The 16,292-nt window shown below is 30.6% G+C and carries 22 protein-coding genes; 10 read left to right on the top strand and 12 right to left on the bottom strand.

The features are described 5' to 3' along the window. Positions 1–9: 9 nt before the first annotated feature. The 5 genes from CCORG_RS04180 to CCORG_RS04160 all read right to left on the bottom strand — a co-directional run bounded on the left by CCORG_RS04180 (position 10) and on the right by CCORG_RS04160 (position 1,589). Positions 10–315 (bottom strand): hypothetical protein, encoded by a 306-nt coding sequence (locus CCORG_RS04180; RefSeq protein WP_025803504.1) that lies wholly within the window; start codon positions 313–315, stop codon positions 10–12. Between the two features lie 35 nt (positions 316–350). Continuing rightward, the gene (locus tag CCORG_RS04175) at positions 351–563 is read right to left on the bottom strand and encodes a hypothetical protein (RefSeq protein WP_025803505.1); all 213 of its coding nucleotides are present in this window, start codon (positions 561–563) and stop codon (positions 351–353) included. A gap of 155 nt (positions 564–718) precedes the next feature. Next, a complete protein-coding gene (locus CCORG_RS04170) occupies positions 719–1,048 on the bottom strand; it encodes a hypothetical protein (RefSeq protein WP_025803506.1) in 330 nt (109 codons plus the stop codon). 62 nt (positions 1,049–1,110) lie between these two features. Continuing rightward, positions 1,111–1,314 carry a hypothetical protein gene (locus CCORG_RS04165; protein WP_025803507.1) on the bottom strand — a complete coding sequence of 68 codons (204 nt, stop codon included), beginning with the start codon at positions 1,312–1,314 and terminating at the stop codon, positions 1,111–1,113. A 20-nt stretch (positions 1,315–1,334) separates the two neighbouring features. Further along, positions 1,335–1,589, bottom strand: a complete 255-nt coding sequence (locus CCORG_RS04160; RefSeq protein ID WP_025803508.1) for a hypothetical protein — start codon at positions 1,587–1,589, stop codon at positions 1,335–1,337. Between the two features lie 302 nt (positions 1,590–1,891). Between CCORG_RS04160 and CCORG_RS04155 the strand changes: the two genes are divergently transcribed. Then, positions 1,892–2,143, top strand: coding sequence for a hypothetical protein (locus tag CCORG_RS04155; protein WP_025803509.1), 252 nt, complete (start codon positions 1,892–1,894; stop codon positions 2,141–2,143). Between the two features lies 1 nt (position 2,144). Beyond that, on the top strand, positions 2,145–2,711 hold the full coding sequence (locus tag CCORG_RS04150) for a coiled-coil domain-containing protein (RefSeq protein ID WP_025803510.1): 567 nt from the start codon (positions 2,145–2,147) through the stop codon (positions 2,709–2,711). Between the two features lie 39 nt (positions 2,712–2,750). Here CCORG_RS04150 and CCORG_RS04145 read toward each other — a convergent pair whose 3' ends face one another. Further along, a complete protein-coding gene (locus tag CCORG_RS04145; RefSeq protein WP_025803511.1) occupies positions 2,751–3,026 on the bottom strand; it encodes a type II toxin-antitoxin system RelE family toxin in 276 nt (91 codons plus the stop codon). Beyond that, the gene (locus tag CCORG_RS04140; protein ID WP_025803512.1) at positions 3,016–3,324 is read right to left on the bottom strand and encodes a hypothetical protein; all 309 of its coding nucleotides are present in this window, start codon (positions 3,322–3,324) and stop codon (positions 3,016–3,018) included. The genes CCORG_RS04145 and CCORG_RS04140 overlap by 11 nt, the downstream gene beginning before the upstream one ends. A gap of 252 nt (positions 3,325–3,576) precedes the next feature. Here CCORG_RS04140 and CCORG_RS04135 point away from each other — a divergent pair, with 252 nt between their 5' ends. The 6 genes from CCORG_RS04135 (at position 3,577) to CCORG_RS04110 (ending at position 9,129) form a co-directional block, all read left to right on the top strand. Beyond that, positions 3,577–4,548, top strand: coding sequence for a methionine ABC transporter ATP-binding protein (locus tag CCORG_RS04135; RefSeq protein ID WP_025803513.1), 972 nt, complete (start codon positions 3,577–3,579; stop codon positions 4,546–4,548). A gap of 155 nt (positions 4,549–4,703) precedes the next feature. After that, on the top strand, positions 4,704–5,369 hold the full coding sequence (locus tag CCORG_RS04130) for a methionine ABC transporter permease (RefSeq protein WP_025803514.1): 666 nt from the start codon (positions 4,704–4,706) through the stop codon (positions 5,367–5,369). Between the two features lie 227 nt (positions 5,370–5,596). Beyond that, a complete protein-coding gene (locus tag CCORG_RS04125; RefSeq protein WP_025803515.1) occupies positions 5,597–6,373 on the top strand; it encodes a MetQ/NlpA family ABC transporter substrate-binding protein in 777 nt (258 codons plus the stop codon). 23 nt (positions 6,374–6,396) lie between these two features. Beyond that, a complete protein-coding gene (locus CCORG_RS04120) occupies positions 6,397–7,167 on the top strand; it encodes a MetQ/NlpA family ABC transporter substrate-binding protein (RefSeq protein WP_025803516.1) in 771 nt (256 codons plus the stop codon). A 53-nt stretch (positions 7,168–7,220) separates the two neighbouring features. Beyond that, a complete protein-coding gene (locus CCORG_RS04115) occupies positions 7,221–8,477 on the top strand; it encodes a DUF2254 domain-containing protein (protein ID WP_025803517.1) in 1,257 nt (418 codons plus the stop codon). Positions 8,478–8,520: 43 nt separating this feature from the next. Next, positions 8,521–9,129, top strand: coding sequence for a DedA family protein (locus CCORG_RS04110; RefSeq protein WP_025803518.1), 609 nt, complete (start codon positions 8,521–8,523; stop codon positions 9,127–9,129). A gap of 172 nt (positions 9,130–9,301) precedes the next feature. On the opposite strand, the gene lpxD is transcribed toward CCORG_RS04110, so the two are convergent. The 5 genes from lpxD to CCORG_RS04085 all read right to left on the bottom strand — a co-directional run bounded on the left by lpxD (position 9,302) and on the right by CCORG_RS04085 (position 13,293). After that, positions 9,302–10,252, bottom strand: coding sequence for a UDP-3-O-(3-hydroxymyristoyl)glucosamine N-acyltransferase (gene lpxD, locus CCORG_RS04105; protein WP_025803519.1), 951 nt, complete (start codon positions 10,250–10,252; stop codon positions 9,302–9,304). Between the two features lie 3 nt (positions 10,253–10,255). After that, entirely contained in the window at positions 10,256–10,726 is a 471-nt protein-coding gene (gene ilvN, locus CCORG_RS04100) for an acetolactate synthase small subunit (protein WP_025803520.1), read from the bottom strand. Between the two features lie 10 nt (positions 10,727–10,736). After that, positions 10,737–12,425, bottom strand: a complete 1,689-nt coding sequence (locus CCORG_RS04095; RefSeq protein WP_025803521.1) for an acetolactate synthase large subunit — start codon at positions 12,423–12,425, stop codon at positions 10,737–10,739. A gap of 71 nt (positions 12,426–12,496) precedes the next feature. After that, complete coding sequence (locus tag CCORG_RS04090) at positions 12,497–12,745, bottom strand: hypothetical protein (protein ID WP_025803522.1); 249 nt, start codon at positions 12,743–12,745, stop codon at positions 12,497–12,499. Beyond that, positions 12,742–13,293 carry a ComEA family DNA-binding protein gene (locus CCORG_RS04085; RefSeq protein WP_152534265.1) on the bottom strand — a complete coding sequence of 184 codons (552 nt, stop codon included), beginning with the start codon at positions 13,291–13,293 and terminating at the stop codon, positions 12,742–12,744. The genes CCORG_RS04090 and CCORG_RS04085 overlap by 4 nt, the downstream gene beginning before the upstream one ends. Before the next feature lie 72 nt (positions 13,294–13,365). Between CCORG_RS04085 and CCORG_RS04080 the strand changes: the two genes are divergently transcribed. Next, on the top strand, positions 13,366–14,763 hold the full coding sequence (locus CCORG_RS04080) for a PhoH family protein (protein ID WP_025803524.1): 1,398 nt from the start codon (positions 13,366–13,368) through the stop codon (positions 14,761–14,763). Between the two features lie 67 nt (positions 14,764–14,830). Beyond that, positions 14,831–16,291, top strand: coding sequence for a phosphate acetyltransferase (gene pta / locus CCORG_RS04075; RefSeq protein ID WP_025803525.1), 1,461 nt, complete (start codon positions 14,831–14,833; stop codon positions 16,289–16,291). Position 16,292: the final 1 nt, after the last annotated feature.

The following is a 16,292-nucleotide window of genomic DNA, read 5'->3' as shown; positions in this document are numbered from 1 at the left end:
CTTCAAATATCATCTTGTAGCTCCTACTATTATCAAACCAATTAAAAAAGAAAAAGCTATTAGTATCGCGGTTAAACCCATTAAAAAATTAAATTGATATTCATATATTCCTAAATTTGGAATTATTTCATTTTTACTCATATAGCAAATTTTAGTGTCAGTGTCATATATGAAATTAGTATAAATATCTTTTGGAAAATCTATGGAAGTAAAAATCTCATTATTAAAATTTACATAATTAATTTTTCCATTTGAAATATAATAATCTTTTACACAATTTTCTAAATTTGATATATAAATAGCATTTTCTTTCATAATTAAGCCTTTAAGGGGCAAAAAAGCCCCTACAATTAGCGAATAAAGCCTTTAACTCTTCTAGCAATCATAAATACGAATGCAACAGCTATAACACCAGCAAAAACATAATCAAATAAAGCGTAATCAGCTTTTAATGGTTCGCCTGGAACTGTTGGAGCGTCAGCAGCAAAAAGAGCAGGAGCTGTGATTATAGCTACACTAGCGGTAGCAACTTTACCTTTAGCAGATTCTAGAAACTTTTTCATTTCTATCTCCTTTTTGTAGATTTGAGTTTTTAAACTCTATAAAGTAGTAAAAATCTAAAAACTATATTATGGGGTTGATAGCCTTTACTACTTTATAGAACATAAATGGGAGAGCGGGTTCACATCGCTCACATTAAGGCAAAGCCCCCAAGAAATTATTTACTAACCTTTACAGGCTCCTTTAAAAACGGATTATCTTTAAAAACTTGAAATTCTAAACTATCATCTGGAAACATATAATTACCCATTTTTGTAGTTATAAAACGATATGGAATACCAATGTATTGACCTTTAACAGCGTCAAATTTAGGCTTTAAGGTATGGTCAAAATTAACAGTTTCAGTAGATTTTATAAGATAACCTTGTTGGTCTTTCGACTCAAAAGTAATAGTAACATCAATAGACATTAAAACCTCACCAGTTTTTTTGTCAATCCTTGAAATTGGGCGAACTTCATCGCAAAATCCGATTAAATAAGTATACATAATGTAGCTCCTTTAAAAAATTTAAAATAATCAGTTTATTGTCATAATTAGGACAAATAAACCTAAAAAGGCATCTCAATATCATTATCTAGAATATATTGAAAAAATTCATCAAGACTATCAAATTCAGAAGCATCAGGAATATCATCAAAATCATAAGGAACATAATCTTCAGAATTTTCACTTGTTATAACTAAATCACCTTCAACTTCAGAATAAAAATTATGATAGTCTTTATCCCAAGGATTATCTTCCCAAAAACTCATATTTTATCCTTTAAATTATTTTATAGATCATCCAGTATTTCATCTAAGACATTTTCAATCAAATCATCACTAGGCAACAAGCCATAAAACTCAACTAACTCTAAATGAGATTGATGATCTGGATAAAAGCCTATTTTTTCATAAATTTCTTCTGGTAAATAACCATCAATAATATGCTGTTCTACCATTTCTTTTGCTAATTCAAATGACTCAAATCCACTAAGTGATTCAGCAGCTTCATCAATTTCAGAACCATCAAGATAATCAGGATACATTTTTAACCTTTATTATATTTTGTAGCTTAAATTTAAGGGGCGGAGCTACAGCCACCCCAGTAATTTTTACTACTTACTAAGTAGGTATCTTGTAGGATACGCGTATACTACAACCCCTTTCTTATCCGAAAATTCGTGACCCTAGTCATCTTTTATTTGACGCGGTGTAGTCAGTTGTAAATTTGATATTTAAGCTTTGAAAAGCTAAAATAATCAATTAAACTATTTAATTAAAATATTGCCTTACTTAAATAGTTTAAGTAATTTTACTAAAAAATAAAAAAGAAGTCAAGACTTAAACAATGAATAATAAAGAATTTTGTGAAAAATTAAATATTTCAGAACCAACGCTATATAACTGGAAAAAGGATAAACCATTTTTGTATAAAATTGTTATGGAATACAAAAATGAAAATTTAGAAAAAAATAAGAATTTAAGTAAAATAGATGAATTACTAAAATATTTTAATGATTTAAGTATTTTAGAAAAAGAATACTATTTATCAGAAATAAAAGCAAGAGTTTTAAAAAAACAAATAGAAAATAAGGAATAAAATGTTTTTAAAACAAAAAACTAAAGGTTTAGATACAGTTGCAAGAATATATGAATCATTAGTAATTTTATCAATAATTAGTTTTTTATATACAATACTAGTAAAACAAGGGGTAAAAATGAGATCAGCAATGATATCAAGTGCAATCGATGGAAAAATAGATTTAACAATATCAGACATAATAATTATATTTTCAATTTTTGTATTATTACCAATAGCAATATTTTTTGTAATAGTTAAAATTAGTAAAATAAGAAATAAAAATAGTGAAATAGAAAAAAGAAAAAATACTTTAGATAGCTTAATAGAAAAGGCAAATTCAAAAGAAAAATATTACAATGAGAAATTAGAAGAATTTGAAGAGTATAAAAACAAAAAATTAAAAGAAATAGAAGAATATTTCAAACAAGAAAATCTAAGAATAGCAATAAAACAAAAAGAATTAGAAATATTAGAAAATCAAGGATTTAAAGACCTAATAAATCTAATAAATAAATTAAATGAAAAAGATAAAGAAATAATCATATCAGAAACTAAAATAAAAATTTTAAAAGAATACACAAAATAACAATTAAAAGACATAATGAAATTGAATTTATAAATATTCCTATTTTTTAAATTTATAAACATCCTTACGATAAGAAATTTTTAAAATTAAAATTGTAATCCTATCGTCTTTAATTTTAAAAATAGCTCTAATGCTATCTGAAATTTTATATCTAAAAATATCCGTAAAACCAACAAGATAAGTTATATTTTTGCTATTTTTTAGAACATCATAGTTTTTAGACAAATAGAGAAGTTTATTTTTTATTTTCTCATAATCTTTTTTATTTAAAGTGTCTAAAAATGACTCTGCTTCTTGTGAAAATTCAATCTGCATATTTTTTGTCTAATCTTTTAAATACTTCGTCTGCAGGAATTGTTTTCATAGTGCCATTTTCTATAGATTTATTAATCCTTAAAGCTTCTTTATAATCTAAAAAGTCATAATATAAATCAATAGCTTTTTTGACTATCTTTTTATCATTATTATTTAAACTGCTTAAAAATTCATCATTTTCAATAGATAAAATCATAATATACCTTCCTTTTATATTTTTAAAAATATTATCAAATTTAGTCTTAAATAGTGATAAAATAGCACTTTTAGAAGCTTTTTTATTACACGAATTTCTCATAACCCGAAGGTCAGGGGTTCAAGTCCCTTCTCTGCAACCAAAATACCTTCCATAAAAATCTTTCAAAAATAATCAGAATATAGTTTCATTTTATATAAATAAAAGCTCTATTATTATAAACATATTAAAACAATTTTATATTTATATTTATATTTTATAATAAATCTTAATAATAAAACATAGCACAAAACTAAGTATTAAGTATAATAAAAGCTATTTTAAGACATAATTACGGATTTAAAGTGAGAAATTATGATAGAAGTAAAAAATTTAAGTAAAAGTTATGGCGATACTGAAGTCCTTAAGGGTATAAATTTCACCGTAAAAAAAGGCGAGATTTTTGCACTTGTAGGTCATAGTGGTGCTGGTAAAAGCACCCTACTTCGTTGTATAAATGGGCTTGAGAATTATCAAGGCGGAAGCCTTAAGGTAAATGATAGAGAAGTTAGTGAGATAAAAGGTCTAGAACTTAGAGAATTTAGGCGAGATATCGGCATGATATTTCAGCATTTTGCCCTTATGAGTCGTAAAAATGTCTACGAAAATGTCGCAACACCACTTAAATTTTGGAAATTTGATAAAAACTATACCGATAAAAGAGTAAAAGAACTCCTTGATATCGTAGGACTTAGTGATAAGATAAACTCATACCCTAGCGAGTTAAGTGGCGGTCAAAAGCAACGCGTTGCTATAGCAAGAGCTTTAGCCCTAAATCCTAGTATTTTGTTAAGTGATGAGTCAACTTCAGCACTTGATCCAAATACAACTAAGCAAATTTTATCACTCCTTAAAAGGATAAATCGTGAACTTGGCATCACTGTTATCATCGTAACTCATGAAATGGAAGTTGTAAAAAGCACAGCAAATAGAGCTATTTTGCTAGTTAATGGGCGTATTGTAAACTCAGGTCAGATTGATGAGATGTTTTTAAAACCTGATGAAAATATGCGTGAGTTCTTAGGCGAAACTCCAGTTCTACCAAAAAGTGGCGTAAATATCGCAATCTACTACCCTAAAGATGTAGCATTTGAGTGCGTGATAACAAATATGGCTCGAAATCTTGATATAAATTTTAATATTGTTTGGGGAAAAATAGAAGAACTTGGCGATCATGTACTTGGACACTTAGTTATAAATGTAGATAAAAAAGATGAGAAAAATGTAAGTGATTATCTAGCAAAAACTGGTGTTATTTGGGAAATTTTAAAAGGCGAAGAGATATGAAAATTTTATTTACTATTTTAACTGCTATATTGTTAGTTTTTTTTGTGGTGCCTTTTTTTGCGGGTATGAGTGTTTTTGAGTTTTTTGATGCAAAGATACTTTCATCACCCTACTTTGAGCCACTTTTTAGCTCTTGGGGTGATGCTTTAAAAGATATGATGGGTGTTAAGGCGTATCAAGTTTGGATAAGTATACTTTTAAAAGCAACTTGGGAGACTTTATATATGACTATAGTTTCTACATTTTTTGCTAGTATTTTAGGGCTTATTTTGGCTATTATTTTAGTTATGACTAGAGCTGATGGCTTATCACCAAACCGCGTTATTTATGGAATTTTAGACTTAATAGTTAATATTTTTAGAAGTTTTCCATTCATTGTTCTTATTATTGTGCTTTTTCCTTTTGTAAGGCTTTTAATAGGCACAAGCATTGGAACAAACGCAGCCATCGTCCCACTTACTATCGGCACAGCTCCGTTTATGGCAAGACTTATAGAAAATGCTCTTATTGAGGTTGATAACGGCATCATTGAAGCATCAAAAAGCTTTGGAGCAAGCAAATTTCAAATAATTTTTAGAGTTATGTTAGTTGAAGCAGTTCCTACGCTTGTAAATGTTTTAACTCTTTCAATCATCGTGGTTATTGGCTTTTCAGCAATGGCTGGAACACTTGGCGGTGGTGGTCTTGGAGATGTGGCTATAAGATATGGTTTTCAAAGATTTCGTGGTGATATTATGCTATATACTGTTGTAATATTAATAGTAATGGTACAAATTTTTCAAATGATAGGAAATTTAATCTACAAAAAAACAAAACGATAATATAAAAGGCTAATTTTAGCCTTTTTAATAAAAATTTAAGCTAAAAATAACTATAATTCACAAATTTATTTTAAAAGAAAGGATATAACATGAAATCAGATATGTGCGACATGTGTCATTTGGATTTAGATTAGGTTAGCACTTGAAAATTTCTTTTTAAGTGCTTTTTCACAAAGTGTTTAAAATGAAATTTTTTAACACTTAAATTTTTTTAAGGATAAAAATTTATGAAAAAGTTACTACTTACTTCAATTATTTCTGGAGCTTTGGCTCTAAATTTATATGCCCAGAAATTAATCGTTGGGGCTACGCCAGTTCCTCACGCTGAAATTATCGAATTTATTAAGCCTGATCTAGAAGCAAAAGGCTATGAGATAGAGATAAAAGAATTTAATGACTACATAATCCCCGCTCTAACCCTTGAAGCAGGAGAGATAGACTTTAACTTTAGCATTGGTCTACCATACATGAAGGAACTAAACAAAACAAAAGGCACTCACATGGTAAATTTAACAGGTGTTCATATAGAACCACTTGGAATTTATAGTGATAAAATCAAAAGCTTAGATGAGCTAAAAGACGGTGCAAAAGTTACCCTTCCAAATGACGTATCGACTGAGACCAGATCTTTAAAACTACTAGAAAAAGCTGGAGTTATTAAGCTTGCTAAGAGCGATGCTGAGTTTTTAACAACTCTTGATGTGGTAGAAAACCCTAAAAAGCTAAATTTTATCACACTTGAACCAGCAAGTCTGCCTAGAAGTATAAAAGATACAGATATTGCTATTATAAATGCTAATTATGCCCTTGAAGCTGGGCTTAACCCTAAAAATGACTCTATATTTTTAGAAGATAAAGATAGCCCTTATTTGAATGTTTTAATAGTAAAAGAAGGTGATGAGAATCTGCAAAGCTCTAAAGACTTTAAAGAGATTATCACAAGTCCAAAAGTTCGCAAATTTATAGAAGAAAAATATAGTAGTGCAGTTATACCTGCTTTTTAATTTATAAAAATAGGAAATGAAATATGAAAAAAATAATTTTTAGTTTATCAGCATTAGCAGTTTTAAGTAGCTCTTTATGGGCTGAGAAGTTAACAGTAGCAGCTACGCCAGTTCCACACGGCGAAATTTTACAAGCAGCTAAAGATGAGCTTGCTAAAAAAGGCTTTGAGTTAGAAGTTGTTGAATTCAATGACTATGTTATACCAAATTTAGCTACAGATAGTGGTGAAGTTGATGCAAATTTTTTTCAACATGAACCATATCTTGATGAATTTAACGCTAACAAAGGCACAAAACTTGTAAAAGTAGGAAGTGTGCATTTAGAGCCAATGGGCGTGTATAGCAAAAAGATAAAAGATTTAAAAGAGCTAAAAGATAAAGCTAAAGTTAGCCTTCCAAACGACCCTACAAACGAGAGTCGTGCTCTTGATATATTAGCTGATGCAGGTCTTATTGAGTTAAATGATAACAAGCTTAAAACACCGCTTGATATCACAAAAAACCCTAAAAAACTTGAGTTTATAGAGGTTGAAGCAGCTTCAGTTCCAAGAACGCTTGATGATGTTGATATAGCAGTTATCAATACAAATTTTGCAATGAACGCAGGATTTATTCCGCTTAAAGACTCACTTGCACTAGAGAGCAAAGATAGTCCATACGCAAATATCGTAGTTGTAAATAGCGGCAAAGAAAATGACGCAAAAACTAAAGCTTTGGTTGAGTCTCTAAATAGTGACACCATCAAAGAATTTATTAATAATAAATACAATGGAGCGATAATTCCAGCTTTTTAAGCTTACAAAAAAAAGGGGGGGGGTAAAAACTCACCCCAAATTCAAGGAGTGATGTGTTTAATAAGCTTAAATTTTGGCTAAAAAATCCAGCAAATAGTATGTGGGTGCTTCCCACTATTGGCATCATTATATCTATATTTTCTATGTTTTTAACTAAAATCTGGGCAAAATTTATAAAAGAACCACTCTTTGAAATTGAAATTTCACTTATAGATGATCTTTTAAGTATTATAGCATCTAGTATGCTAGCTGTTAGTACATTTTCCTTATCCATTATGGTTTCAGCTTTTTCAAGTGTATCTAACTCATCAACACCACGAGCTACGAGTTTAGCGATGAATGATAACACTACTAGGGTTGCTATAGCTAGCTTTATATCAGCCTTTATTTACGCTATTATTTCAAAGGTTGCTCTTGGAATTAATTTTTATGAAAAAAATGGAGTTTTTCTACTTTTTATAGTTACACTTTTAGTTATAATATATCTTGTTATTGTATTAATAAGGTGGGTTAATACTCTTGCAGTGCTTGGCAGAAAAAGTGATACTTTAGATAAAATTTATAATACAACGACAAAAAGTTTGGAAAATTATTTTCTTGAGCCATTTTTTAAGTGCTCTTTTGAAAAACCCAAAACTAAACCCAACTTAATCATAAAATCAAATCAAACAGGGTATATAACAGATATTGATTTTGATGCTCTTCAAAGCATTGCCCAAAAAAATAGTGTAAGTTTTTATATCCTAAGTAGGCATGGTGATTTTGTTGTTAAATATAAAGATATTTTAGAAATTTATTTTGATAAAGATAAGAAAGATTTTGAAAAAGAACAAATTAAAAAAGAGATCTTATCTAACATCATAATCCAGTCAAATAGGGCTTTTCACGATGATCCAGTTTTTGGAATGATAACATTAAGCGAAGTAGCTCAAACAGCTTTGTCAGATGCTATAAATGATCAAGGAACTGCTATAATAGTGATAAATCTTATCTTAAAAATTATAATTGATACTAATAAAAACTCAGAAAAAACTCCTAAATTTGATAGAGTTGGTATAGTAGAGCTTGATGAAAGTAGATTTATATCACAAAGTTTTAGACCTATAGTTGAAAACGGCGTAAGTAGTAGTTTTGTTTTAAAAAGAGCATTAGAAGCTCTAGTTGAACTATACTCTAGCCCACTTAGTGATACAATAAAAAATAGCGTTAAAAAAGAAGCAGCTTCTCTAATAGAGTATCTTAAAAATGCACCAATACCAGATTCTAAAAAAGATGAGCTTAAGTCTATATATAGTAGAAACTTTAACTAAAATTTATCATATATGGATATAACTATAAATTTAAAGGAGTAAAATGCTTGGGGATTTTATAAATTTTATTGTGAATTTAGTGCACGACTGGGGATATTTGGGAATATTTTTGATGATGTTTTTAGAAAGTTCATTTTTTCCATTTCCTAGTGAAGTAGCGATGATACCTGCTGGATATCTAGCTAGTCAAGGCAAGATGAGTGTAATTTTAGCATGGCTTGCTGGAACTGGCGGTAGTTTAGCAGGAGCGGCATTTAATTACTATTTGTGTTACTTTTTTGGGCGTGGCCTTATAGAAAAATATGGAAAATATGTTGGAATAAATGAAAAAAATATGGCTAAATTTGAAGCATTTTTTAACAAACACGGTGAAATTTCAACATTTAACTGCAGATTAATACCTGGAATTCGTCAATATATAAGCCTTCCAGCAGGATTAGCAAAGATGCATTTTGGTAAATTTGCACTATACACTACACTTGGAGCTGGAATTTGGGTAGCAATACTTATAGCTCTTGGCTACTATTTAGGCGAAAATGAGGCGTTTTTAAAAGAACAACTTCACATTATAATCATAGGATTGGTTTTGCTTACTATTTTAAGTTTTATATTTTATTTTTGGTATCAAAAAAGAAAAAACAGAGCAAATTGATTTGCTAAAAGGAGAGCTTAATAGCTTTCCTTTTAAATTTTAATATTTTTAAATCAAGTACTTATCATTTAAAATTATCTTAAAGTCAAAGTATTAATTTAAATTCACAAACACTATAAGCCACCACAAAAGCAAGTATTTTATTAAATTCATAAAAAGACAAATTTAAAATTTAATTATCCTTAAAAAATCTATTTATTTTGGCATTTAGCCTTAGCCACTCTTTTAGCTCAACTATTGGATGACCAGCGTAATTTTTATTTCCATCTAAACTTTTACTAACTCCAGCTCTTGCAGCACATTGTGCAAAGTCACCTATTACCAAATGCCCAGCTGTGCCACTTTGTCCGCCCATCACTACATTTCTACCCAAAATAGTTGAGCCTGAAATTCCAGTTTGTGATACTACGATACAGTTCTCTCCAAGCTCGCAATTATGACCTATTTGGACAAGATTATCTATTTTTGTACCTTTTTTGATGATAGTTGATTTAAAAACTGATCTATCTATAGTGGTACAAGCCCCTATTTCAACATCATCTTCTATGATAACATTACCATTGTGGTAAATTTTAATATGCCTTCCATCTTTAGTATGAGCATATCCAAAACCATCACTTCCTATAACTGCATTTGCATGAATTTCCACTCTATCGCCTATCTTAGTATCATTGTAAATGACAGCATTTGGGTGGATTGTGCAGTTTTGACCTATCTCAACATTATCACCTATAAAAACTCCTGGCATTATCAAAGTACCATTTCCTACTTTTGAATTTGAACCAACATACGCCCCACTCATCACCTTAGCAAAATCACTAATCAAAGCTGGCTTATTATCTCTTAAAAGCTCTTTTGCGAAGTATTTACTAAGGATTGCAAAGCCAAGATGTGGATTATCATAAGCCACCGCTTTTACGCCATTTGGAACATCACTAGTAAGAGCAGAATTTACCAAAACTGCACTAGCTTTTGTATTTTTTAAAAATTTAGCATTTTTTGGGCTATCACAGTAGCTTAACTCACCATCTCCTGCTATATCAAGTGAATTAAGTCCAGTAATATCCATATCATCGCCACTAAATTTAGCTCCTAAAATCTTACAAATTTCACTTATTTTCATAGCCTACTCTCTTACTTCAATAATCACCGAACCGCTTCTAACGATATCTGTTGGGCTGTATTTTTTCATGGTTTTAATAAAATTATCTATCCTTACACTATCATCACTTGCCATTATAATAAGATGCTTATCGTCACTATTTGCAATGCTTCCATTGTATGACTTAAGTACAGCATCAAGTCCTGATAAATTCTCAGCTAATGGAATTTTAACTAAAACCAACTCTTTATCTACAAACTCATCTGCTTCTATTATTTTATATACTGGGATTAATTTATAAAGCTGCTTTATAATCTGCTCAAACGCTCTTTCATCTCCACTTGTTACTATACTTACTCTTGAAAATTCACTCTCTGGAATGGGTGCAACTGTAAGGCTATCTATATTATACCCTCGTCCTGAAAAAAGCCCTACTATCCTAGATAAAACTCCATGCTCGTTTAAAACTATAACAGATATTAGTCTTCTATCCATATCACCACTCCTACTTAAGTATCATATTATATAAAGCCCCGCCAGCTGGAACCATTGGAACTACATTTTCAAATCTATCAACTCTTACATCTATTATGCTAAATTTCTTTTGTGAGAGCGCAAATTTTAAAGCATTTCTAAACTCATCTTTAGTATTAACTCTATAGCCAAACCCACCAAAAGCCTCGGCAAGTTTTACAAAATCAGGCTGTTTGTTATCAAGATCAGTTGAAGAGTAACGCTCATCATAAAATAGCGTTTGCCACTGCCTAACCATGCCAAGAAAGCGGTTATTTAGGATAATTGTTATAACAGGTATATCATTTTCGGCTAAAGTTTGAAGCTCTTGAACATTCATCAAAAACCCACCATCTCCATTAAAATTTATAACATGAGAAGATGAAGCAAATCCAGCTCCAAGTGCTGCTGGAAGACCATAACCCATAGTTCCTAGCCCACCACTTGTTAAAAGCGTTCTAGGTTTATTAAATGGATAAAACTGCGCTACCCACATCTGGTGTTGCCCAACATCAGTTACTATAATAGCATCATCACTATTAACTATTTTAGCACTTTCTTTTATAACCCATTGTGGCTTTAAAACATCATCACTATCTTCAAATTTAAGCGGGTGGATAGAGTTATATCTTTTAATACTCTCTCTCCACTCTTTATAATTTTCTTTCTTAACTAACTCTTTGATTCGTGGCATCATATCTTCAAGTACAGTTTTTACATCACCGACAACTGGATAATCAGCTGTAACTATCTTAGAGATAGAACTTGGGTCAATATCGACATGAACTATCTTTGCGCTTTTAGCAAACTCACTAAGTTTACCTGTAACTCTATCATCAAATCTAGCACCAAGAGCTATTATTAAATCACTCTCGCTCATAGCCATATTTGTAGCGTATTTACCATGCATACCAACCATAGCTAAATTTAGCTCATCATCACTTCTTAAAACACCTAATGCCATTAAAGTCTCAAGAGCTGGAATTCCACTAAATTCTACAAGCTCCCTTACTAAATCGCTCGCTCCTGATGATATAACTCCACCACCAAGATATAAAAGTGGCTTTTTAGACTCACTTATAAGTTCTACTATCTTTTTTATCTGTTTAGCATTGCCTTTGTATGTTGGCTTATAAGTTTTTATTGAAATTTCATCTGGATATTCAAAATCACCTATTGCTGCACTTATATCCTTAGGAATATCAATATGAACTGGGCCAGGTCTGCCACTTCTTGCGATATAAAAAGCCTCTTTTAAGACTCTAGGAAGCTCTTCTATAGTTTTAACTAAGAAGTTATGTTTTACACAAGGACGAGAAATTCCAATGGCATCAATCTCTTGAAACGCATCTGTTCCAATGAGTGAATTTGCTACTTGACCACTTATAATCACTAGTGGAATACTATCCATATATGCAGTTGCTATACCTGTGATCGTGTTTGTAAATCCTGGTCCACTTGTAACTATGCAAACACCAACTTTACCACTAGCCCTTGCATATCCATCAGCAGCGTGAGCACATGCTTGTTCGTGACGAGTAAGAACCACTTTAAAATCTTTTTGTTTATATGTCTCATCAAATATATTAAGCGCAGCTCCACCCGGATAACCAAATACAACCTCAACACCTTCAGCTTTTAAAGCTTGCATTATCATTTGTGAGCCGTTAAGTTTAGCCATTTTTTACCTTTTTTACAAAAAATTTTTTTATTATAGCCAAATAACTAAAAGTTATGCTAAATTTCTTAATTTTATATATCTTTTGTGAATTTAAATTCTATAAATTGATGAATTTCTATGTTATCAAAAATAGAATCTTTAAAATTTTCTTTGCTATTTTGATTGTTGAAATTTAAAGTAGCGTTACTATCAAAGTATGGTTTGTTTTGATATATTGTGCTTTTTAGGGTTTTATTATAAAAATCCACATCTATTTTGTTAAAATCCTCAAAAGATAGTAAAAAACTAACGCTAATTATCAAAGTAACAAAATATCTCAAAACTCACCCTTATATCTTATACTTCCACCCATAATAACCCCACCATCTTCAGAGTAATGGCTGCTGTTTTTATAAATTTCTTTTGGAGATTTTTTACCTGCTTTATGGTGAAAATTTTTATCATGATATCTATCATCATAACGCCTTTTATCGTAATACTTACTACCATAACTTCCACGCTCAATAATCTCTATATCGCCATATTTACTTCTATGTTCATAGTAAGGTGGATAGTTTTTATAGATATAGTTATTTTTTTCTATTACCTTCACTTCAGGCTTTGGTTCTACTTCAGGCTCTGGTTTTGAAAGTGGTTCTATCTCAAAATTTTTAGCTAATTTTGAAATATTATAATCCTTAAATCCATAAATTCTTTTTAGATCGCTTGGTTTTGTTATTTCTCTTTTTGCACGCTCTTTTATAAGCATATCAGCACGCCCTGCATCAAGACCACCATAACTCATAAGATCATACCTAGTTGCTTCATTAATATTTATTCCAAAAGATATCGTTATAATCACACTAATAAACATGGTTAATCTAAACACAATATAATACTCCTTAGTTTATAAAATTCTACTATAAATTTGTAAACTCAAATTTCTTTTAGGAGCATATAAGTGACAAGGAAAGTCTATATCGTTGATACCAACATCATCTTAGCAAATGTCTTAAACATCGTAAAACTATCACAAAATTTACAAAATATCGTTGCAATTCCAGAAGTTGTCTTATTTGAACTTGAAGACAAAAAAAGAGATAGTGGCGAACTTGGATATCAAGCAAGAGAATTTGCTAGAATGATAGCAAATTGCGAAGATTTGGGTATTAAAATTTACAAAGATAAAAGCAGCAAAGAGCCAAATTTAAAAGCAGTTAAGCTTAAATTTGAAAATAGCGCTGAAATTTGGTTAGTAACAAGCCAAAAGTATGATAAAGATACTTTAGAATACTCAAATTTAAAGGAATTTAACGATAAACTTATAGTTTCAACCGCAAGCAAACTAGAAAAAACTCTATCAAAAAGACACTATGATGTGAAATTTATCTCTCTTGATATATATGCTAGAATGTTTGCTAAATTTAAAAATTTAAGCGTTGAGTCTTTAAGAGATGATAGAGATGAAACGCCAAAACTTAAATTTCATACAACTATAGAAGTTGATGATGTAGATAGCATTGATGAGAGATATTATCACGAATTTATAACCTCAAATTTTGATCCAGCACTTAGATGTGTTACTTTTCGTGACAAATTTTCAAAAGAAAAATACGCTTTAGTTGAAGGTGGAATTTTAAATTTCATACAAAGTGATGATTTTCGCTCTTTAATAGTAAAACCAGTAAACACAAAGCAAAAATTTCTAGCAAAAGCTCTGTTAAGCCCTTATTTTGATGCTTATGTAGTAGATGCTAAAGCGGGAACTGGCAAGACCTTAATGGCAATAAGTTGCGCTATGAGACTCATTGATAGCTACGATGGAGAGAGCGAATATGAAAAAATAATCTATGTAAGAAACTCAATAGAAAGTATTGATAGAGGCGCAGAAGTGGGCTTTTTATCAGGAAATGATGAGAAATTTAGAATTTATAATATGGCACTTTTTGATACACTTGATTTCATCGCTAGAAGAAAACTTAAAAAAGAGCAAACAAACGCAGATGAAGTAAGAGTAAAAGTAGATGAACTTATAAAAAAATACTCCATTGAGATGCTTTGGCCAGGCGAAGCAAGAGGTAGAACGCTAAGTAAAGCTATAGTTATATTAGATGAGTGGCAAAACAGTTCAAATAAAACAACACAACTTATCTTATCAAGGCTAAATAATAGCTGTAAAGTAATTATCATAGGCTCAAATAAACAAATTGACAACCTCTACCTAAACCGCTACAACAATGGTCTTACAACTATGTTAAAGCTATCAAATTTAAAGCCAAAACAGCTAAATATCTTCGCAACTGATCTTGAAGCAAGCGTAAGAGGTAAATTTAGTGAGTTTGCTGATGAGGTATTTTAAGGTTAATAAAGTAAAATATTAAGTTATACAAAAGTTTGTGGCTAAAGCCTAAGTAAAGGAAAGATTTATGAATGGAGTGTTTTTTATATCCTACAATGATGAGAGTTATGTAGATGAGCTTAAAAAGCTTATGGATGGCTGTTTTGATAGCAGTGAAATTTTTATACCAATAGGTAGTAGCAAAAATTCTATCATGAGCTATGAAGAATTTTTAAATAGCCTTGATGATATAAAGTCAGTTGAATTTAAAATAATAGATAAATTTAATGATTTTAAAAGCAAATCCATAATCGTAGTGGGCGATAAAAGACTAGGTAGTTTTAACGCTAAAATAGCAAATAACCTTGATATACCGGTTATTTTTAGCTCTAATGAGTATAAAATTCCAAAAATTGACCTTGAAAGAGAAGGCGTTAAACTGCTTGGCAAAATAGACAAAAAAGATCTACTATTTGCTAAAAGCGGTAAAAATATCGCTCTTACTGCTCTTAATGTAAAGCCTGAAATTTTAGCTGATGAGATGAAAAGTTTTACTTATACTATAACAACGCCTGTGAAATTTGAGTATGATCTTTATAAAAGAGCAAGAAGTATCAAAAAAACAGTAGTTTTACCAGAAGGCGATGATGAGAGAATTTTAAGAGCCGCTGATATACTTCTTAAAAAAGACGCACTAAATTTAATAATACTTGGAGATGAAAACGATATCAAAAATAAGGCTTTAAATTTAGGGCTAAATTTAACTAATGCTAAATTTATTAACCCGCTAAATTCACCTCTAAGCAAAGACTTTACAAATAGACTTTACAATCTTAGAAAAGATAAAGGTGTAACTTTAGAAAAAGCTAGTGAGTTAATAAAAGACAAAAACTACTTTGCCACCATGCTAATACTTCTTAATATGGCTGATGGGGTAGTAAGTGGTGCAGTTGGAACTACAGCTGATACTATCCGCCCTGCTTTACAGATCATAAAAACACAAGATGGGGTTAGTTCTGTAAGTGGAGCTTTTATAATGTGCTTAAAAGATAGAGTTTATCTATTTAGTGATTGTGCGATAATGCCTGAACCAACTGCTTCAAATTTAGCTGAAGTTGCAACTCTTACAGCAAATATGGCAAAATCATTTAACATTGATCCAAAAGTTGCCATGCTTAGCTTTGCTACTGGAGAGAGTGGCTGTGGTCAAAGTGTTGATAAGGTAAAAGAAGCTACAAATTTAGCCAAAACAATCTTACAAGATAGAGTAGATGGACCACTTCAGTTTGATGCCGCTGTAGATATGGTAGTAGCACAAAAAAAGCTTCCTAACTCAAAAGTAGCAGGAAATGCAAATGTCTTTGTGTTTCCAGATCTAAATAGTGCAAACATATGTTATAAAGCCGTTCAAAGAACTACAAATGCTATTGCTATAGGACCGATATTACAAGGTCTTAAAAAACCTGTAAATGACTTAAGCAGAGGGTGTTTGGTAGAAGACATTGTAAATACAGTTTTAATTACTGCTATCCAGGCAAACAAAGGTTAAA

The sequence above is a fragment of the Campylobacter corcagiensis genome, assembly GCF_013201645.1.
Taxonomy (GTDB): domain Bacteria; phylum Campylobacterota; class Campylobacteria; order Campylobacterales; family Campylobacteraceae; genus Campylobacter_B; species Campylobacter_B corcagiensis.
Note: the sequence above shows the minus strand (reverse complement) of the source record. Positions and strands in the feature narration are given on the sequence as shown.